17 protein-coding genes are annotated in these 18,081 nt (G+C 62.7%); 4 read left to right on the forward strand and 13 right to left on the reverse strand.

What is annotated here, in order from left to right; genetic code table 11:
• Window positions 1-46 precede the first annotated feature (46 nt).
• From ACQKEK_RS07435 to bioB, 8 genes are all read right to left on the reverse strand, one after another.
• Window positions 47-1,384: a GGDEF domain-containing protein gene (locus ACQKEK_RS07435; protein ID WP_499141837.1), complete on the reverse strand. Its 1,338-nt coding sequence runs from the start codon at window positions 1,382-1,384 to the stop codon at window positions 47-49.
• A 117-nt stretch (window positions 1,385-1,501) separates the two neighbouring features.
• The gene (locus ACQKEK_RS07440) at window positions 1,502-3,307 is read right to left on the reverse strand and encodes a phenylacyl-CoA dehydrogenase (RefSeq protein ID WP_499141838.1); all 1,806 of its coding nucleotides are present in this window, start codon (window positions 3,305-3,307) and stop codon (window positions 1,502-1,504) included.
• A 240-nt stretch (window positions 3,308-3,547) separates the two neighbouring features.
• The gene (locus ACQKEK_RS07445; RefSeq protein WP_045423915.1) at window positions 3,548-3,802 is read right to left on the reverse strand and encodes a hypothetical protein; all 255 of its coding nucleotides are present in this window, start codon (window positions 3,800-3,802) and stop codon (window positions 3,548-3,550) included.
• Between the two features lie 122 nt (window positions 3,803-3,924).
• Complete coding sequence (gene bioD / locus ACQKEK_RS07450; RefSeq protein WP_216707064.1) at window positions 3,925-4,623, reverse strand: dethiobiotin synthase; 699 nt, start codon at window positions 4,621-4,623, stop codon at window positions 3,925-3,927.
• Window positions 4,620-5,444: a malonyl-ACP O-methyltransferase BioC gene (gene bioC / locus ACQKEK_RS07455; RefSeq protein WP_499141839.1), complete on the reverse strand. Its 825-nt coding sequence runs from the start codon at window positions 5,442-5,444 to the stop codon at window positions 4,620-4,622. Before bioC ends, bioD begins: the two co-directional genes overlap by 4 nt.
• Complete coding sequence (locus tag ACQKEK_RS07460) at window positions 5,441-6,163, reverse strand: alpha/beta fold hydrolase (RefSeq protein ID WP_499141841.1); 723 nt, start codon at window positions 6,161-6,163, stop codon at window positions 5,441-5,443. Before ACQKEK_RS07460 ends, bioC begins: the two co-directional genes overlap by 4 nt.
• Window positions 6,156-7,337: an 8-amino-7-oxononanoate synthase gene (bioF, locus tag ACQKEK_RS07465; protein ID WP_499141842.1), complete on the reverse strand. Its 1,182-nt coding sequence runs from the start codon at window positions 7,335-7,337 to the stop codon at window positions 6,156-6,158. The genes ACQKEK_RS07460 and bioF overlap by 8 nt, the downstream gene beginning before the upstream one ends.
• A gap of 97 nt (window positions 7,338-7,434) precedes the next feature.
• Window positions 7,435-8,490, reverse strand: a complete 1,056-nt coding sequence (bioB, locus tag ACQKEK_RS07470) for a biotin synthase BioB (protein ID WP_499141843.1) — start codon at window positions 8,488-8,490, stop codon at window positions 7,435-7,437.
• A gap of 93 nt (window positions 8,491-8,583) precedes the next feature.
• Between bioB and ACQKEK_RS07475 the strand changes: the two genes are divergently transcribed.
• Together ACQKEK_RS07475 and ACQKEK_RS07480 are read left to right on the forward strand one after the other, a co-directional pair.
• Window positions 8,584-9,309, forward strand: a complete 726-nt coding sequence (locus tag ACQKEK_RS07475; RefSeq protein WP_499141844.1) for a ComFC family protein — start codon at window positions 8,584-8,586, stop codon at window positions 9,307-9,309.
• A gap of 44 nt (window positions 9,310-9,353) precedes the next feature.
• Complete coding sequence (locus ACQKEK_RS07480) at window positions 9,354-10,328, forward strand: serine/threonine protein kinase (protein WP_499141845.1); 975 nt, start codon at window positions 9,354-9,356, stop codon at window positions 10,326-10,328.
• Between the two features lie 225 nt (window positions 10,329-10,553).
• Here ACQKEK_RS07480 and ACQKEK_RS07485 read toward each other — a convergent pair whose 3' ends face one another.
• Complete coding sequence (locus ACQKEK_RS07485; protein ID WP_045423901.1) at window positions 10,554-11,393, reverse strand: 23S rRNA (adenine(2030)-N(6))-methyltransferase RlmJ; 840 nt, start codon at window positions 11,391-11,393, stop codon at window positions 10,554-10,556.
• Window positions 11,394-11,535: 142 nt separating this feature from the next.
• On the opposite strand from ACQKEK_RS07485, the gene ACQKEK_RS07490 reads away from it, so the two are divergent.
• Both ACQKEK_RS07490 and ACQKEK_RS07495 read left to right on the forward strand, forming a co-directional pair.
• Entirely contained in the window at window positions 11,536-12,579 is a 1,044-nt protein-coding gene (locus ACQKEK_RS07490) for an NAD(P)H-dependent flavin oxidoreductase (RefSeq protein ID WP_499141846.1), read from the forward strand.
• Window positions 12,580-12,671: 92 nt separating this feature from the next.
• Window positions 12,672-13,205, forward strand: coding sequence for a sterol desaturase family protein (locus ACQKEK_RS07495; protein ID WP_064480745.1), 534 nt, complete (start codon window positions 12,672-12,674; stop codon window positions 13,203-13,205).
• Here ACQKEK_RS07495 and ACQKEK_RS07500 read toward each other — a convergent pair.
• From ACQKEK_RS07500 to ACQKEK_RS07515, 4 genes are read right to left on the reverse strand one after another with little or no spacing between them, the layout of a single operon-like run.
• The gene (locus ACQKEK_RS07500) at window positions 13,159-14,091 is read right to left on the reverse strand and encodes a phytoene/squalene synthase family protein (RefSeq protein WP_499141848.1); all 933 of its coding nucleotides are present in this window, start codon (window positions 14,089-14,091) and stop codon (window positions 13,159-13,161) included. The genes ACQKEK_RS07495 and ACQKEK_RS07500 overlap by 47 nt on opposite strands.
• Window positions 14,088-15,605, reverse strand: coding sequence for a phytoene desaturase (locus ACQKEK_RS07505; protein WP_499141849.1), 1,518 nt, complete (start codon window positions 15,603-15,605; stop codon window positions 14,088-14,090). Before ACQKEK_RS07505 ends, ACQKEK_RS07500 begins: the two co-directional genes overlap by 4 nt.
• Window positions 15,605-16,768, reverse strand: coding sequence for a lycopene beta-cyclase CrtY (gene crtY, locus ACQKEK_RS07510; protein ID WP_499141851.1), 1,164 nt, complete (start codon window positions 16,766-16,768; stop codon window positions 15,605-15,607). The genes ACQKEK_RS07505 and crtY overlap by 1 nt, the downstream gene beginning before the upstream one ends.
• Window positions 16,761-18,050 carry a glycosyltransferase gene (locus tag ACQKEK_RS07515; protein WP_499141852.1) on the reverse strand — a complete coding sequence of 430 codons (1,290 nt, stop codon included), beginning with the start codon at window positions 18,048-18,050 and terminating at the stop codon, window positions 16,761-16,763. The genes crtY and ACQKEK_RS07515 overlap by 8 nt, the downstream gene beginning before the upstream one ends.
• Window positions 18,051-18,081 lie beyond the last annotated feature (31 nt).

The following is an 18,081-nucleotide window of genomic DNA, read 5'->3' on the forward strand; positions in this document are numbered from 1 at the left end:
CCCGACCGGTTCGCACGGCCAACGCCGGCAGGTTTTCAGCCGCGCGCTAAGCGTCGGTGGACACCTCTTTCAACGTACGCATTGCACCGCGGCGGTTCTCCCCATGCGCGCGGATGCAGTTACGCCCCGCTCCCTTGGCGCTATAGAGCGCCTGGTCGGCCTTCTTGATGACCTCCTCGGGGCTGCGCTGCGTTATAAGTCGTTCGGCGACGCCGATACTGATGGTCACCGAGACCGCGGCTGCCGAAGCAACACCGCGGCGCTGCCGCCCCTGCTCCGCATCCTTTGGCCGGCTGGACTTGTCACGCAATTGCAACGGATAACTCTCGACAGCCTGCCGTACGGCTTCCAGGTGCGGCAGGCAATGCGTCAGATCACGCCCGGGAAATACCAACGCAAATTCTTCACCACCGTAACGATAGGCACGCCCACCGCCACCGACTTTGCGTAGCCGGCTGGCGACGAGTCGCAGTACCTCGTCACCCACGTCGTGCCCATGGGTATCGTTAAAAGCCTTGAACCGATCCACGTCGGCCATCGCGATAACGTATTGACGGCCAAGACGCTGTAACCGCTCGTTAAGAGCACGACGGCCAGGCAGGCCGGTCAGCTCATCACGAAAAGCCATCTGATAGGCCTCCTGTGCAATCGAAACCACCAGCACCAGCATCATCAAGCTGCTCAAGACGTTGAGTGCGCCCGGACGACTGAATACCTGCGGCAGCATCAAGAACAGCCCTACCAGCGCAACCAACTGCGCCGCATGCACTGGTCGAGGCCGCCGCAGGTATTGCGCCAGCACCCCGAGTATTGCGATTAGAAACACTGGATAGGCCAGCTGGATCAATTGCAGCCAGTCGGCCTGCAATGACGGCCAGCGAATCTCAGTCAGCCAGTCGAGCACACCCACGGGGAAGCGCCGCGCCAGAGCCAGCGCCAAGACCGACACGACAAACACCACAGCAAGCCGTGCCAGACCGTCCTGCAACAGATGTGCACGCTCTTGCCAAAGGGCATAGAGCCCATAGAGTGCCGGCAAAAGCAGGCTACACAGGTGGAAGGTCAGCGCGGCCTCAGGCAGTAGCGAGCCAGTGAGCCGGTAGTGATCGATCTGGGTATCGAGCAGGAAATAGACGATATAAACCGTCAGCAGCAAAAAGGTCTCACGGACCCGGCCATAGGCGATGCAGAAGGCTCCCCCGAGCAACAGCAGCACGGTAGGCAGCACATTGAACAGCGAAGTGAAGAACTCGTTCAGGGTAGGTTGACGCGCAGCCACAAGCCCTCCGATCAATAACGCCAGGGGAGCATAGAAATGACTGAAGCGAGCAGGACTCAGGCGGGGCACGGCGGCTCCGATAACGGCCGTGAGGAAAGCAGGCATTCTGCCTGCACTTGGTGACAGGTTCACCTATAGAGGTGCAAAACAATGACTGGCATGGCGAAAAACAGGCAAAAAAAACCGCTGCCGTAGCAGCGGTTTCTTTTCTTCCCAGAGGCCTTAGTAGGCCAGCTCGAAGTGCGCCTCATCCATGTCCATCAGGTTGTCAGCACCGGACAGCATGGCTTCAACGTGGGTACGCGTACGCGGCAGGATGCGCTGGAAGTAAAAGCGTGCGGTCTGCACCTTGGCGGTGTAGAAGCCGTCCGCATCTTCGCCGGCAGCGATCTTCTCCGACGCCAGGCGTGCCATGTCCGCCCAGAAGTAGGCCAGGCAGGCGTAGCCGCAGTACATCAGGTAATCCACCGAAGCGGCGCCGACTTCTTCGCGGTTCTTCATCGCAGCCATACCGACCTTCATGGTCAGATCGCCCCACTCCTTGTTCAGCTTGGTCAGAGGCTCGACGAACTGCTTGACCGCCTCGTTGCCCTCGTTGGCCTGGCAGAACTTGTGCACCACCTTGGTGAAGCCTTTCAGCGCCTCGCCTTGAGTCATCAGTACCTTACGGCCCAACAGGTCGAGCGCCTGGATGCCGGTGGTGCCTTCGTACAGCATCGAGATGCGGCTGTCGCGAACGTTCTGCTCCATGCCCCATTCAGCGATGAAACCGTGGCCGCCGTAGATCTGCACGCCATGGTTGGCCGCCTCGAAACCGACTTCGGTCATGAACGCCTTGGCGATCGGAGTCAGGAACGCCAGCATCGCGTCGGCGGCTTTGCGCTCGGCTTCGTCCTTGCTGCGCTGGACGATGTCGACCTGCTTGGCTGCGAAATACATCATCGCCCGGTTGCCTTCGGCAAAGGCCTTCATGGTCAGCAGCATGCGGCGTACGTCAGGATGCACGATGATCGGGTCAGCAGCCTTTTCGGGCGCCTTGGGACCGGTCAGCGAACGCATCTGCAGACGCTCACGCGCGTACTTGATACCGCCCTGGAAGCCGATTTCGGCGTGTGCCAGGCCCTGCAGCGCAGTACCCAGACGCGCCGTGTTCATGAAGGTGAACATGCAGTTCAGGCCCTTGTTCGGCGGGCCGATCAGGAAGCCAGTAGCGCCATCGAAGTTCATCACGCAGGTGGCGTTGCCGTGGATGCCCATCTTGTGCTCAAGCGAGCCACAGGACACACCGTTGCGCTCGCCCACACCGCCTTCGGCGCTTGGCAGAAACTTAGGCACGATGAACAGCGAGATGCCCTTGGTGCCAGCCGGCGCATCGGGCAGACGAGCCAGAACGATATGGACGATGTTATCGGCCATGTCGTGTTCACCCGCGGAGATGAAGATCTTGGTGCCGGAGACTTTGTAGCTGCCGTCGGCCTGAGGCTCGGCCTTGGTGCGCAGCATGCCCAGGTCAGTGCCGCAATGCGGCTCAGTCAGGCACATGGTGCCGGTCCACTCGCCGGAAACAAGCTTGGTCAGATAAGCCTGCTGCTGCTCAGCAGTGCCGTGCTCGTGCAGAGTATTCATAGCGCCGTGAGACAGGCCGGGATACATGCCCCAGGACCAGTTAGCTTCACCGATCATTTCGCTGATGGCCAGGCCCAACGATTCCGGCAGGCCCTGACCGCCGTGCTCGACGTCATGGGCCAGGCTCGGCCAGCCACCTTCTACAAACTGCTGGTAAGCCTCTTTAAAGCCGGTCGGCGTCTTCACGCCGCTTTCGCTCCAGGTGCAACCCTCGATGTCGCCCACACGGTTCAGAGGCGCGATGACCTGCTCACAGAATTTGGCGCCTTCGTCGAGGATGGCATTGACCATGTCCGGAGTGGCGTCTTCACAGCCCGGAAGGTTTTGATAGTGCGCTTCGTAGCCGAGCAATTCGTCACGTACAAAGCGGATATCGCGCAAGGGGGCCTTGTAGTCAGGCATATCGTAAACCTCAGCAGTGGGTTCTTGATTCAGGTGACTGACGGGTCAGCCACGCTTGATTTTGAATGGACCATCCGGCATAGCCCCGGCAGGTCAAACAGGCGTTTGAAACATACGTTTAGGCCTGTTCGATGTCAAGCAGCGACCATGACGCCGTTCGTCGACATCTGAACAATCATGGGCAGGGATCAGGAGTGCCCGGAATCGGGCGAGGCGGCCGGCCAGAAAGGCCGGCGCAGGTCAGGCTTTGGTATTGACCAATGTACCGAGCACTTCGTCGGCAGTCTGCAGGAGGCGCACGCCAGCGTTAGCCTGATGCTCACCTACTTTCATCTGAACCAGTTGCTCGGTCAGCTCGACCGTGTCGGCCATTGCCTGAGAGGTTTCAGCAGCAGGCAGAGTGCGATCAGCCACGACAGCGCTGGCTTGGTCAACCCGCTGCTGGCCGGCTTGGTAGGCTCCAAGGCCGGCAGAAAGAAGACTGTTGATTTGCATGATTCAAACCCCACTGAAGTCGCTTCGCTATCATTGATAGCAGAGCCGTTCCGCTGACGCCAGCGCCACGTCACTATAAGCAGCATTCAAGCACCTGATTGAATGTTGCCTGCGCGCCGTCTTCAAGTCCTGAGCGGCAAAATCTTGAGCGGCGCCAGGTCGAGGTAGCGTGCTACCGCTGCCGGGCTTGCGGTCGGCAAGCGCGGCACCCGACCAAGGCATGGGGCCTCAAGCCGCTCATTCAACGTCGCGAGATTTTCCTGCAATCGTGAGGTGGCAGGATCAACGATGTTGGCGACCCAGCCGGCCAGCCTCAATCCGTCGCGCTCGATGGCCTCGGCGCTGAGCAGCGCATGGTTGATACAGCCAAGGCGCACGCCGACTACCAGAATCACCGGCAGGCCGAGCTCTATGGCGAGATCGGAAAGCGTTTCGTCTCCAGCCAGCGGCACGCGCCAGCCACCCGCGCCCTCCACCAGAGAGAACTGAGCCTGCAGTGCCAGCACTTGCCGAACCGGCTCGGCCAGCGACGTTACAGTCAGCTCGACACCCGCCTCGCGGGCGGCCAGGTGTGGGGCGATTGCCGGCTCGAAGGCCAACGGGTTGACCTGCTCGTAGCGTAGCGGCAACGTGCACTCGCCGAGCAACGCCAGTGCATCGCTGTTGCGCAGGCCTTCGGCGGTGATTTCGCAACCAGATGCGACCGGCTTCGCTGCTGCCGTGCTGAGCCCGGCCAGCCGCGCGGCGTGCAGGAGTCCGGCAGCGATAGTGGTCTTGCCGACTTCGGTGTCTGTACCGGTGACGAAATAAGCCGCGGTCATGCCAACTCCTTGCACAACACGCCATACACCACCTGATAGGTCGCTGGAAGCCCGCTCGGCGTGCGGAACTGCTCGTAGGCATCGATCAGCGCACGGATCCGAGCACGGCCGGTAAGCCCGCCCGGACGGCCGGGGTTCAGGTTATGCGCGCCGAGCGCCTTGAGTTCGCAGGTGAGCTGACGCAGCTCGGCGAAATGCAGCACCTCGGGCTCGACCTCTAACCGCTCCAGCCGCAAACCACCGGCGGCGCAGTACTGCTGATAGGTGCTGAACGGACGAAAGCGATTCACATGGGCAAAACCGTCCACCGCCTGCCAGCTGTCGCGCAGCTCCTGCAGAGTCCCGCTGCAGAGGCTGCTGAAGGCGAACAGACCACCAGGACGGAGCACCCGCTTCGCCTCGCTCAGCACGGCGGGGAAATCCTCACACCACTGCAGCGCCAGACTGGAAAAAATCAGATCCACCGACGCATCACGCAGCGGCAAGCACTCAGCATCGCCAGCGATGAAACTGCCCGCGCCGCCCTGGGGCCGGGCATGGCGTAGCATGCCTTCGGCGATATCCAGCGCGACGCCTTCGCCAGCCGGAAAGCGGTTCGCCAGGACTCGCGAGAAATAGCCGGTGCCGCAACCCAGATCCAGCCAGCGCGCCGACGTCAACCCTAGAGGCAGACGCGAGATCAGCGCGTTGCCGACGGTGCGCTGCAGCTCGGCCACAGCGTCGTAACTGGATGCCGCACGGGAAAACGACGCAGCAACCTGACGCTTGTCAGGCAGACCGCTTTTCGTATCCGGTGCTAGTGCCGTGGCCGCGTCCGTCATTCCGCCTTGCTCTTAATGAAAGCCGTGATGGTTGCGGCCACGTCGTCCGGCCGCTCCAAAGGGAGCGCGTGGCTTGTCGAGGCGACCAGCTCGGCTTCGACTCCAGGCATCCAGCGCCGAAGCGCATCACAGGCAGTTGAAGGCACCAGCGCGTCGCCACCGGCAAACAGGTGCAATTGCGGCCCGAAATAGCCATGCAGCGCGCCACGCCCGTCCAGCTCAGCGAGTAACTGCAAGCCGGCATCGAGCACCGCCGGAGCCGAAGCGGACTGGCTAACCTCCAGCTGGCGAGCCAGCGTTCGCGGATCGTAGCCACCGCGGCTACAGAGCAGGCGGAAACGCTTGAGCGTTTCCTCGGGATCAAGCCTGAACGCCTCTTGAAAGGCATCGAAGATCTCCGCCGCCATCGCTTCGGGCCACTGTGGGCGGGCACGGAAGCAGGGGTTGCTGGCGATCGTGACCAGTCCACGGCAGGAATCCAGGCGCCGCGCGGCGAGCTGGGCGGCCAGCATACCGCCCAGCGACCAACCGGCCAGCCAGCTGTCATCGGGTAAACGGCGATCGAGTTCGTCTAACCAGGCTTCGGGCTCGGCAAGCTCGGGCAAGGGCTCGATGACGACGTCAAGATCCGGATCGAGTTCTGTCAAAGCCTCGCACAAAGGCTGCAAAGCAGCCGGGCCATACGCCCAACCGGGTAGCAAAATCAGCTGATCACGCATCCGCTTCAGGCTCCTTGGCCATTCGATTCCAGCATTCGGCCAGGATATCCAGCAGTCGTTCCACCTGCGCTTCGCTATGCGACGCGCTGAAGGTCACTCGCAACCGCGCGCTGCCGGTAGGCACTGTCGGCGGGCGGATGGCACCGACCAGAATTCCGCGCTCACGCAGCGTCGCAGAGAGATTCAAGGCGCGCTCGCTGCTGCCGACCAGAATCGGCTGGATCGGCGTCGGGCTATCCATCAAGGTTAAACCGATCTCGCTTGCACCCTGGCGGAAACGTGCGATCAGACTGTTCAGGTGATCTCGGCGCCAGCTCTCACTGCGGAGTAGTTCCAGGCTTTTGAGGGTGGCGCAGGCGACAGCCGGTGGCTGGCTGGTCGTATAGATGTAAGGCCGAGCGAACTGGATCAGCGTCTCGATCAGTTCCTCGCTGCCAGCCACAAAGGCCCCAGCGGTGCCGAAGGCTTTGCCGAGCGTGCCGACCAGGACCGGCACGTCATCTATCCCCAAGCCGAAATGCTCGACGATGCCGCCGCCGGTTTTGCCCAACGGGCCGAAGCCGTGTGCGTCATCGACCATGACCCAGGCATTTTTGGCTTTCGCAGTGGCGCAAAGCGCTGGCAGGTTGGCCAGATCGCCATCCATGCTGAATACGCCATCGGTAACCACCAGCGTATCGCCGGCGGCCTTGTCCAGGCGCTTGGCCAGGCTGTCGACGTCGTTGTGCAGGTAACGCGAGAAGCGCGCGCCACTGAGCAGGCCGGCATCGAGCAGCGAAGCGTGATTGATACGGTCTTCCAGCACCGTATCGCCCTGCCCTACCAGCGCTGTAACGGCTGCGAGGTTGGCCATGTAACCGGTTGAGAACAACAACGCTCGCGGCCGGCCGGTGAACTCAGCCAGGGCCTCCTCGAGCTGGTGATGCGGTGTGCTGTGCCCCATTACCAGATGCGATGCACCGCCGCCGACACCCCAGCGCGCAGCACCCTGCCGCATGGCGCGGACGACGTCGGGGTGGCTAGCCAGCCCCAGATAGTCGTTGGAGCAGAACGCCAACAACTGTTCGCCATCAACTGCCACCTCCGGCTGCTGCGGTGTTTCCAGCAACGGGCGATGGCGATAGAGGTGGGCGGCGCGGCGCTCAGCGAGACGAGACGCAAGATCGAAAGGCATAGTTCAATACCCTAGGAGCGAGCTTGCTCGCGAACGGAAGAACGCGAAAGCTTCGCGAGCAAGGACTAGGCGTCCCCCTCGCTCCTACTGAGGTTGCTTAGGCAGTGGCGTCGTAAAACAGTTTGCTGTCACGCTGCTCGACCAGGGCCTGCTCGATGGCCGCCTGGTGCACTTCGTCGTCGTGCTCTTCGCGGGCTTCCGGCTGGATCCCCAGGCGCTTGAACAGCAACATGTCCTTGTCGGCCTGCGGGTTGCCGGTGGTCAGCAATTTTTCGCCGTAGAAGATCGAGTTGGCCCCCGCGAGGAAGGCCAGCGCCTGCATCTGCTCGTTCATCTGCTCGCGACCGGCCGACAGGCGCACATGAGATTTCGACATCATGATCCGCGCGACAGCGAGCATGCGGATGAAATCGAAAGGATCGACGTCCTGCTCTTCGGCCAGTGGAGTGCCCTTGACCTTGACCAGCATGTTGATCGGCACCGACTCCGGATGCTCGGGCAGGTTGGCCAGTTGAATCAGCAGACCGGCGCGGTCATTCAGCGACTCACCCATGCCAAGAATGCCACCGGAGCAGATCTTCATGCCCGACTCGCGCACATAGCTCAGCGTCTCCAGACGGTCGGCATAGGTGCGGGTGGTGATGATATTTCCGTAGAACTCCGGCGAGGTATCGAGGTTGTGGTTGTAGTAGTCCAGTCCCGCGGCTGCCAACGCTTTGGTCTGCTCCTGATCGAGCTTGCCGAGGGTCATGCAGGTTTCCAGTCCCAGGGCTTTCACGCCTTCGACCATTTTCAGCACGTAAGGCATGTCCTTGGCGGACGGGTGCTTCCAGGCGGCGCCCATGCAGAAGCGCGTCGAACCAATGGCCTTGGCGTCGGCCGCAGCCTCCAGCACCTTCTGCACTTCCATCAATTTTTCTTTATCGAGGCCGGTGTTGTAGTGGCCTGACTGGGGGCAGTACTTGCAGTCTTCCGGGCAGGCGCCCGTTTTGATCGACAGCAACGTCGAAACCTGGACGCGGTTGGCATCGAAGTGCTGGCGGTGCACGCCTTGAGCCTGGAAGATCAGGTCATTGAAGGGTTGTTCGAAGAGCGCCTTGACTTCGGCGAGGCTCCAGTCGTGACGGGTAACGGAAGCGGCGGTGGCGCTCATGGGCAATCCTTGTAATTAATAGCGGCTCGGCGGCCAGGCACGGATGCGAAATGGTTAGCCAAGGCCGAGGCGCTGTCAACCAGGAAAGGAATCATGGTTTACAACTGGCTAAATATTGAACACTACTGTTCGCTTTGTGATGAGCGCTGCGAAACACGGCAATCGGTCTGCGGCGCCTGCGAAGCAGAACTGCCCTGGCTGCGCGAGCACTGTTCTGTATGCGCCCTGCCGTTGCCGGCGTCCGGCCTGATCTGCGGCGAATGTCTCAAGCGGCCGCCCGCGTTCGAGCAGGTTACCGTGCCGTGGCGCTTCGCCTTTCCGGTAGACACCCTGATCAGCCGTTTCAAACACCAATCTCAATGGCCGCTCGGCAGGCTGCTGGCGGAGCAGCTGTCGCGCCATTTGCAGCATGCGTTCGATGAAGGTTTGCCACGCCCCGATGCGCTATTGCCGGTGCCCCTGGCCCGCAAACGGCTGCGTCAGCGCGGCTTCAATCAGGCGCAGATGCTCGCTGATTGGCTGAGCACAACACTGTCGATCCCCGTCGATACGAAGCTCATAACGCGGGTTCAGGACACCCAGTCGCAGCAGAAGCTTGATGCGGCCAGTCGGCGACGAAATCTGCGCCAGGCGTTCGCCCTTATCGATGATCGGAGCCTGAGCGGACGTCACCTGGCAATCATCGACGATGTGCTGACAACGGGCGCAACCGCGGAGGCGTTGGCCCGTCTGCTTAAGCGAGCCGGCGCGGCACGCGTTGACGTCTATTGCCTGGCGCGGACACCGAAACCCGGCGAGTCGCCAGGCGCAGTTGTGTAAACACGCCAGTGCAATACACTGGGTACCCGTCCACGGAGCCGACCATGAGCCACCCCTTCGACACGCTTACGCCTGACCTTGTGCTCGATGCGGTGGAAAGCACCGGCTTCATCAGCGACGCTCGCGTGCTGGCATTGAACAGCTACGAAAACCGCGTCTACCAGGTGGGCATCGAGGACGAAACGCCGATCATTGCGAAGTTCTATCGCCCTGGCCGCTGGAGCAACGAGTCCATTCTCGAAGAGCATCAGTTCTCCAAGGAGCTGGCCGATCGCGAAATCCCGGTCGTGGCGCCATTCGAGCGCGACGGCAAAACCCTGTTCGAACACGCCGGTTTTCGCTTCGCGCTCTTTCCTCGCCGCGGCGGTCGCGCGCCGGAGCCGGGCAATCTGGATCAGCTCTACCGACTCGGCCAGTTGCTGGGCCGCATGCATGCGGTCAGCGCCAGCCGGCCCTTCGAGCATCGGGAAACACTCAATGCCGAGCATTTCGGCCATGAGTCGCTGGCGACGCTGCTCGAAGGTAATTTCGTGCCCAAGAGCCTGCTGCCTGCTTACGAGTCGGTGGCGCGCGACCTGCTGAAGCGTGTCGATGATGTCTTCGCCCGCACCGATTTCCAGCCGATCCGCCTGCATGGCGACTGCCATCCCGGCAACATCCTCGCCCGTGACGATGCGTTCCACCTGGTCGACCTGGACGATTGCCGGATGGGGCCGTCGGTGCAGGACATCTGGATGATGCTGGCTGGCGAACGCCACGAGCGCCTCGGGCAGCTGTCCGAACTGGTCGATGGCTACAACGAATTCCATGACTTCGCCCCGCGAGAACTCCCGCTGATCGAAGCGCTTCGCGCTCTACGCCTGATGCACTACAGCGCCTGGCTGGCGCGCCGTTGGGATGACCCGGCTTTCCCCATGAGCTTCCCGTGGTTCGGCACCGAACGCTACTGGGGCGATCAGGTGCTGATCTTGCGTGAGCAGATGTCCGCGCTGCAGGAAGAGCCGCTGAAGCTTTTTTAGCTGGAAGTTCGGAAGTGAACGGGGGCAATCGGAGCCCCGACGGTCTAGCACTGGCCTGCTCGGTGGGCTGAAGCCCACCCTACAAATCAAGCGGAGCGTTGCCGGCCAAACCTACTCGCTGCCAACTTGTTCCCCGGAGCGCGCTCGCCCCTACCCTACGACCTCAAGACTGACTAACCGTAGGGTGGGCTTTAGCCCACCTGTGCACACGCATCTACGTCTCGGTCAGGCCTCCTCGATCAACCAGTCCAGTCGCCATCCGCCTTCGCTTTGACCCAGCAGCTTGGCCAGCCAAGGCAGCAGCTCACGCAGTTCCTCTTCCAGCCCCCATGGCGGATTGCTGATGGCTAGGCCTGAGCCGTTGAGTCGCAGGGCGTCATCAGTCGGATGGACGAACAGCTCGGCCCGCAGCAGCTTTGGCGCACCGCTACGTGACAGGTCTTGATAGAAGCGCTTGAGCTGCCGCTCATCCTTGATGGGATACCAAATCACGCCGATGGTCTGGCGCATGCGCCCCAGCGCTTCCTTCAGCGCCGTCACGCAGCGGCTCAGCTCGTCGGCCTGCTCGAAAGGCGGATCAATCAGCAGGACAACGCGTTTTTCGGCGGTCGGCATCAAGGCGCGCGGCACGTGCCAGCCCTCGCCCAGGTGCACCGCAACACGGTGGTCACCGGACATATTGTCCTTGAGCAGGCGGCCGTCCTCAGGGTGCTTTTCGTTGAGTTGCAGGCGATCCTGCGGGCGCGTCAGCTGGCGCGCCAGCTCCGGCGAGCCGGGGTAGTAACGCAGCTGACCGCCTGGATTGAGCGCACGGATCACATCCAGATACCCCTGCGCCATTGCCGGGACATCCTCTGCCTGCCACAGCCGGGCGATGCCCTGCAGCCACTCACCGGTGCGGCTGGCCTGGTCACCGGCCAAGTCATACAGGCCGACGCCGGCATGGCTGTCGAGATAGGCGAACGGCGCCTCCTTGCGCGCCAGCATGGCGAACAGACGGGACAAGACGAGGTGTTTGAAGACGTCGGCGTGATTGCCGGCGTGAAAAGCGTGGCGGTAATTCATCGGGCACTCCTGAAGAGCGCACAGTCTAACTGCGCCGAGCCGCGATTCGCAGAGCCTGGACGAAACACCCGTTGACCAAGGGTACGAAATCTCGACAGACGGCTGCTACAGTGACCCACCGCTATCCAACCAGGACGCTCCGATGGACATTCGCGACCTCTTGCAGATCACCCTACCCATCATCCAGGCGCCGATGGCCGGCTCGCAGAACCATCAACTCGCCGCCGCAGTTTCCGAGGCCGGAGGGCTGGGCTCGATCCCTGCTGGGATGCTCAACCCCGAGACCCTGGATGCCGAGCTGACCGCCATGGCCGCGCTGACGCGCAAGCCCTACAACGTCAATTTCTTCTGCCATCAGACACCCGCCGAGGACGCCGCACGTACTGAAGCCTGGCTGGCATTGCTGGCGCCTTTCCTGAACGAATTCGCGATCGACCCGGCGAGCATTCCGGGCGGCGCAACCCGTCAGCCTTTCGACGCCGCGATGGCCGAAGTGGTCGAGCGGCACCGTCCACTGGTGGTCAGCTTTCATTTCGGCCTGCCTACGCGGGACCTGCTAGAGCGAGTCAAAGCAACCGGTGCAAAGATCCTCTCCAGCGCCACGACGCTGGAAGAAGGCCGCTGGTTGCAGGCGCACGGTGTCGACGCGGTGATTGCCCAGGGCGTCGAAGCCGGGGGCCATCGCGGCATGTTTCTAAGCGATGACATCAATGGTCAGGTCGGCACCTTTGCCTTGCTGCCGCAGCTGGTTGCCGCACTGGACGTGCCTGTGATCGCCGCCGGCGGGATTGCCGATGCCCGCTGCGTAACCGCCGCGCAGGCGCTGGGCGCAGCGGGAGTGCAGGTCGGCACCGCTTATCTGCTATGCGACGAAAGCCGCGCCAGTCAGCTGCACCGCCAAGCCTTGCAGAGCCCCTTTGCCGAGCACACTGTTTTGACCACCTTGTTCTCCGGGCGGCCAGCGCGCGGCATCGTCAATCGCCTCATCCGCGAAGTGGGCGCTCGGCCAGAAGCCGTGCCGGCGTTTCCGCTGGCAGGCAACGCCATCGGCAGCCTGCGCGCCGCAGCCGAGCCTCTGGGCATCGATCATTTCTCACCCCTATGGGCGGGGCAGAACGTCAGCGGTTGCCAGCCGATTCCGGCGGCGCGATTGACCGAGGCGCTGGCGGCCGGCTGGAAGAATTAAGCGACAATCAGGGCTGCGCCAGGCGTCGGACTGGGTCCATTGTCGCGGCGTAGCGCGTAAACTGGCCCGACCTGCAGATGAGCGGATCGGATATGACCGTGCTGACAAACACACTGGTATTTCTCGCCACCCTGGCCGGTATGGAGCTGTTCGCTTGGTGGGCGCACAAGCATGTGATGCATGGCTGGGGTTGGGGCTGGCACAAGTCGCACCATGAGCCGCGCACCGGCTGGTTCGAGAAGAATGATCTGTATGCAGTGGTATTTGCCGGGGTCGCGATCCTGCTGATCGCGCTGGGTACGGCGGGCTACGGCCCGCTGGAATGGATCGGCGCCGGCATGACGGCCTATGGCTTTCTATATTTCGTCGCCCATGACGGCCTGGTCCACCACCGCTGGCCGCTGCGCTACGTACCGCGCAAGGGCTACCTCAAGCGTCTCTATCAGGCCCACCGCCTGCACCATGCGGTAGAAGGCAAGGAGCGCTGCGTGTCATTCGGCTTCCTCTACGCGCCGCCGCTGCCGGTGCTCAAGCAGCAGCTGCGCGAGCTGCATGATGGTCCGTTGCACAAGACAAACGCTAAGCCCGACGGGGACGTTTCCAGAGGGAATCAGGACGCGGCGTGAGCTGCATCCGACGCGAAGCCAGCGCCAGCAGTCCCCCGCCCAGCAGAAACTGCAATTTCTGCGCGCTCGTCGTCGACACGCGCGTGTCCCAGGCCGCCGTGCCGCGCGCTTTCACCTCCACACCTATCTGCCGATAGACCCCATGCGCCGTTGCAATGGACCAGGCCGAACGCAGAGGCAGGTCGCGCAACCCCTGCGAGGCCGACAGGTAGTAAGGCTCAGCTAGATCGACCAGACGGGCCGCCAGCAGCGCCAGCGCGGGCCGGTTGTGCGGCAGGCCGATCTCATCGGCCGGAATGCCTGCTTTCTCGAGCCAGTCGGCCGGCAGATAGACGCGGCCGATCTCCGCGTCCTCGACGATATCGCGAGCGATATTGGTCAGCTGAAACGCCAGCCCCAGGTCGCAGGCCCGGTCCAGCGTCGCCTCCGCTTCGGCGCCCATCACTTTCGCCATCATCAGGCCCACCACCCCGGCGACGCGGTAGCAGTACAGCAGCGTGTCCTCGAGAGTCTGGTAGTGATACTCCTGCACATCCATGCGGAAGCCCGCGAGATGTTCCAATGGGTATTCTCGTGGTATCTGGTGGCGCTGAACCACTTGCTGAAACGCAGCAAAGGCCGGATCGCTCATTGGCTCCCCGGCATAGGCGCGCTCGGTCAGGTCCACCAGCTCGGCCAGCCGCGCTTCACCGGTGGAGCGATCACCCTCGACCTGGCCGTGCCCCAGCGTCTGGCCATCGATCACGTCATCACAATGCCGGCACCAGGCATAGAGCATCACCGCGCTCTGGCGGGTGCGTTCGTCAAACAGCTTTGCCGCCGCCGCAAAGCTCTTGGAGCCGACATTGATCGCCTGCGTCGAGTGATCGATGACCTTATCGTTCATCCGGCCTGCTCCTGCGACATGAAGTCCTCCAGCATCAGGCCGGCCGTGGCCTTGGCCGAACCCACCACTCCCGGCACGCCTGCACCGGGATGCGTGCCGGCACCGACGATATAGAGGTTTGGAATCACATCATCACGGTTATGCGGGCGGAACCACGCACTCTGGGTGAGGATCGGCTCCAGCGAAAATGCCGAGCCCAGATGGGCATTGAGCTCGTCACGAAAATCGTGCGGCGTGAAGATCCGGTGGGTCACCAGGTCGTCGCGCAAGCCCGGAATGTAGTGACGCTCAAGGTATTCAAAGATGCGGTCGCGGTACTTCGGCCCTTCCACCGCCCAGTCGATATCCGCCGTGCCCAGGTGCGGCACCGGGGCCAACACGTAATGGCTGGCACAGCCTTCCGGCGCCAATGATGGATCGGTCACGCAAGGCGCGTGCAGGTATAGGGAGAAGTCATCAGCCAGGGTTTCGCGCTTGAAGATCTCGTCAATCAGCTCACGGTAACGTGGACCGAAACACACCGTGTGATGTTGCAGGTGTTCATGGCGGCGCTTGAGGCCGAAATGAATCACGAACAGTGACATGGAGAAACGCTTGCCGGAGAGCCGCTTGGCCTCTTCACGACCACGCTGTTCGTGGCCGAGCAGCTGCTTGTAGGTGTTGACCACATCGGCGTTGGAGGCCACCGCATCGGTATCGAAGCGACGGCCATCCCCCGTAGTCACCGCTTTAGCTCTTCCATCCGCCAGTTCGATGCGCGCCACTTCGGCGTTCAGCTCCAGCTTGCCGCCCAGGTCTTCGAATAGCCGGACCATGCCCTGCACCAGCGCTCCGGTGCCGCCGCGCGGAAACCAGACACCGCCCTGGCGCTCCAGCGCGTGGATCAGCGCATAGATGGACGAGGTTTCAAAGGGGTTGCCACCGACCAGCAACGAATGAAAGGACAGCGCCTGGCGCAGCCGGTCGTTCTCCACGAACTTCGAAACCATGCTGTACACATTGCGCCAGGCCTGCAATTTTGCCAGCTGCGGCGCGACGCCGATCATGCTGCGAAACGACAGGAAGGGCACGGTGCCGAGCTTGACGTAGCCTTCCTCATACACGGCGCGGGAATAGGCAAGAAAGCGCTGGTACCCCGCGACATCCTTTGGATTTAACGCATGAATCTGCCGGTCCAGTTCGACCTGATCGTTGACGTAATCGAAGCTGTAGCCATCCTCCCAGCACAGCCGATAAAACGGGCTGACCGGCAACAGCTCGACGTAATCGGCCATGCGCTTGCCCGCACCGGTAAACAGCTCGTCCAGCGCAGGAGGGTCGGTGATCACCGTCGGGCCGGCGTCGAACGTGAAGCCCTGATCGTGATAGACGTAGGCGCGGCCGCCCGGCTTATCGCGCTTCTCCAACACCGTAGTCTGAATGCCGGCACGCTGCAGCCGAATCGCCAGAGCCAGCCCACCGAAACCGGCACCAATCACCACGGCCCGCCTCACACCGCCTGTTTGTTCGTTCATCATTTGTCCTTGTGGTGCAGGTTGCCAGCGGCGAGCGCACGCAGCGCTTCACCCACCGGCACGGGAGGTTTGCCCGAGACGATGCGCAAGCGGTCCCAGGTGGTCAGGTTGGCCGCGTAGAAGCGCTGAATCAGCGGTTCACGCAAGCGGTAGAAACGCTGCATGACCGCCCAGCGGCGATCCGCCGGTCCGGCCATGAACAGCATGCGATTAAGCAATCTGAAGAACCCACGTTGACGCCACTGCTGCAGCGAATAGCCGCGAATCGCGGCGAACAGGCTGTCTGCATCCCAGCGATTCAGCGCGACCAGGTGATCGGCGAGGCGTACCGCATCAGGCAGTGAATAGCCTGTAGTCGGATGAAACAGAGCGGCAGACAGCCCCGTCTGCGGCACGCTACGCGCCTCGTCCCAGAACGCCGGCAAATCACCGGAGAGCACGATGGGCAGCACGCCCTGCTCTTCTCGCAACAGTTCGGCGATGACCCAGCCACGCTCGCTGGCATAGCGGGCGATGTTGTCGCGCAACGCACCAAGCGAAACGGCATCGCCATCGGCGTAGTAAGTGTCTTCGATCAACAGGGTGTCGGCGCTGAGCGGCAGCACATAGACGAACCGGTAGCCATCCTGCTGAGCGACGCTGGCGTCCATGATGATCGGCTCCAGCAAGCCGTGCGGCTGACCCAGGCGTAGTGCCTGGCCAAGGAATTTCTGGAAGCCCAATGCCAGCTGACCGCTTCGACGTACCCCTCGCCCGTCGATTACCGCGCCAGCCCGCAACACTTTGCCGCACGCCAGCCGCACCTGCCGGGGCTCTACGTGCGTGACAGTGGCGTTCAGACGTACGCCGTCAGCCAGCTCCGACACCAGCAACTGATGGAAGCGATGGGAAAAGATGCTGGCATAGCCGCTGCCCAAACGGCGTTGAAGATCCGGGAAGATCACCTCGTAGCCAGGCCAGCGATTGCCCACCAGCGGCTCCAGCCAGGTCTGTTGGGCTGGCGTCAGGTCGTGTTCGTGAAAGGACCAGGTATGGTTGCCGCCGAGGGTTTCACCCTGCTCGATGACCAGCAGCCGCAAATCCGGACGCGCCTGCCGCAGGCGCAGGGCCAGCAGCCCGTTGGCCAGGCCGCCGCCGACGAGGATCAGGTCCGCATCAGCCATGTTCGGCCCTCTGCAATGCCGGCGATTCGATGCCGAGTGCTGCCTCGATCAGTTGCGCTGCCCGCGGCGCGCCACCGGCAGCATGAACTTCATTGCCCAGAAGTCGGGCGCGCTGAGCGAAATCGGGCTCGCGCAACAACCGACGCAGGCCCTGCACGATACGTCGGCGACTGGCCAGACGCGGATCGAGCTTCAAGCCAACGCCTGCATGCACCACCCGAGCGGCTACGCCGGGCTGATCGAAGGCAATCGGCAACGCCAGGCTCGGCACACCTGCTTCCAGCGCGTCGAGTACGGTGTTGAGCCCGGCATGGGTGACTACGGCATCGGCTCGCGCCAGCACCGCACGCTGGGGTGCGAAATCGGTAACCCAACTGGCGCCGGCCTTGATCAGTCTTTGCTCCTGGCGCCGATCAAGCCGGCCGCAATGGGCGATCAACAGTTGTACATCCAGGTCGCGGCACGCCTCGGCTATCCGCTGGAACAGGCCGAAGCGATCGCCTTGCAGGGTGCCCAGCGAGGCGAACACGAATGGCCTGCCGGTAGCGACCGGAATAGTCATCGCTGGCTCGTCGGTCAACGCCGAGCGCAGCGGGCCGATGCCGTGGAAATAGCCAGGCAGGGCGGTACGTGGAAAATCGAAACCGGGTGTGGTCTGGCTCAACTGCAACAAAGGCGACAGGCACTCATCGAGGCGCTGGCGAGGCGGCAGACCGAACGCGGCTGCATGGCGCGAGATAACCTTGGCGTGCGCCTGCATCGCCCGGTCATAGACGCCACTGCTGTGCAGATTCAACTGCTCGCCCCAGGGCGTCGCACGATAGCGCCAAGGCATGACCGGCAGCGGCACCAGCGCCTCACGGTTGACTGGCAAGGCACAGGCCACCGACACGAAGGGCAGCCCCAGGTACTCGGCGACAAGCCCACCACCCGGCTCCATCTGGTCTGCAATGACGCACTCTGCGCCGATGGAGCGAAGCACGGCAGGTGCCTCTCGGCAAAACATATCGGTCGCCGAGGCCATATCGGCGATCACCCGGCGTATGCCCCAGGGCCCGCCGGGGCGTGCTGCACGGTCAATCACCGCCCTGAGCGAGCCTGGCGGATGCGAGCCCGCGCCGACCTGGGCAAAACCCAGTCGAGGGTGGCGCAATATTGCGGCCACATTAGCCTGCTGCACGACCGTCACCCGGTGCCCGCGAGCCAACAACTCAGAGGCGAGCGCTTCCATCGCCCGCACGTGGCTGTGAAAAGGCGGTGCGATCACGGCAAAATGAATCATTGAAACGAACCTCGCCGGCTGGCAGAGCAGC

This window comes from Pseudomonas sp. NPDC077408 (genome assembly GCF_050269105.1).
Classification (GTDB): Bacteria; Pseudomonadota; Gammaproteobacteria; order Pseudomonadales; family Pseudomonadaceae; genus Stutzerimonas.

Excerpts from the sequence above, each read along its gene's own strand:
- ACQKEK_RS07435 (WP_499141837.1), bottom strand. The coding sequence starts at position 1,384 with ATGCCTGCTTTCCTCACGGCCGTTATCGGAGCCGCCGTGCCCCGCCTG.
- ACQKEK_RS07440 (WP_499141838.1), bottom strand. The coding sequence starts at position 3,307 with ATGCCTGACTACAAGGCCCCCTTGCGCGATATCCGCTTTGTACGTGAC.
- ACQKEK_RS07490 (WP_499141846.1), top strand. The coding sequence starts at position 11,536 with ATGGACATTCGCGACCTCTTGCAGATCACCCTACCCATCATCCAGGCG.
- ACQKEK_RS07495 (WP_064480745.1), top strand. The coding sequence starts at position 12,672 with ATGACCGTGCTGACAAACACACTGGTATTTCTCGCCACCCTGGCCGGT.
- ACQKEK_RS07445 (WP_045423915.1), bottom strand. The coding sequence starts at position 3,802 with ATGCAAATCAACAGTCTTCTTTCTGCCGGCCTTGGAGCCTACCAAGCC.
- bioF (WP_499141842.1), bottom strand. The coding sequence starts at position 7,337 with ATGCCTTTCGATCTTGCGTCTCGTCTCGCTGAGCGCCGCGCCGCCCAC.
- ACQKEK_RS07505 (WP_499141849.1), bottom strand. The coding sequence starts at position 15,605 with ATGAACGAACAAACAGGCGGTGTGAGGCGGGCCGTGGTGATTGGTGCC.
- bioD (WP_216707064.1), bottom strand. The coding sequence starts at position 4,623 with ATGACCGCGGCTTATTTCGTCACCGGTACAGACACCGAAGTCGGCAAG.
- ACQKEK_RS07480 (WP_499141845.1), top strand. The coding sequence starts at position 9,354 with ATGAGCCACCCCTTCGACACGCTTACGCCTGACCTTGTGCTCGATGCG.
- ACQKEK_RS07475 (WP_499141844.1), top strand. The coding sequence starts at position 8,584 with ATGGTTTACAACTGGCTAAATATTGAACACTACTGTTCGCTTTGTGAT.
- bioC (WP_499141839.1), bottom strand. The coding sequence starts at position 5,444 with ATGACGGACGCGGCCACGGCACTAGCACCGGATACGAAAAGCGGTCTG.
- bioB (WP_499141843.1), bottom strand. The coding sequence starts at position 8,490 with ATGAGCGCCACCGCCGCTTCCGTTACCCGTCACGACTGGAGCCTCGCC.
- ACQKEK_RS07500 (WP_499141848.1), bottom strand. The coding sequence starts at position 14,091 with ATGAACGATAAGGTCATCGATCACTCGACGCAGGCGATCAATGTCGGC.
- ACQKEK_RS07460 (WP_499141841.1), bottom strand. The coding sequence starts at position 6,163 with ATGCGTGATCAGCTGATTTTGCTACCCGGTTGGGCGTATGGCCCGGCT.
- crtY (WP_499141851.1), bottom strand. The coding sequence starts at position 16,768 with ATGGCTGATGCGGACCTGATCCTCGTCGGCGGCGGCCTGGCCAACGGG.
- ACQKEK_RS07485 (WP_045423901.1), bottom strand. The coding sequence starts at position 11,393 with ATGAATTACCGCCACGCTTTTCACGCCGGCAATCACGCCGACGTCTTC.
- ACQKEK_RS07515 (WP_499141852.1), bottom strand. The coding sequence starts at position 18,050 with ATGATTCATTTTGCCGTGATCGCACCGCCTTTTCACAGCCACGTGCGG.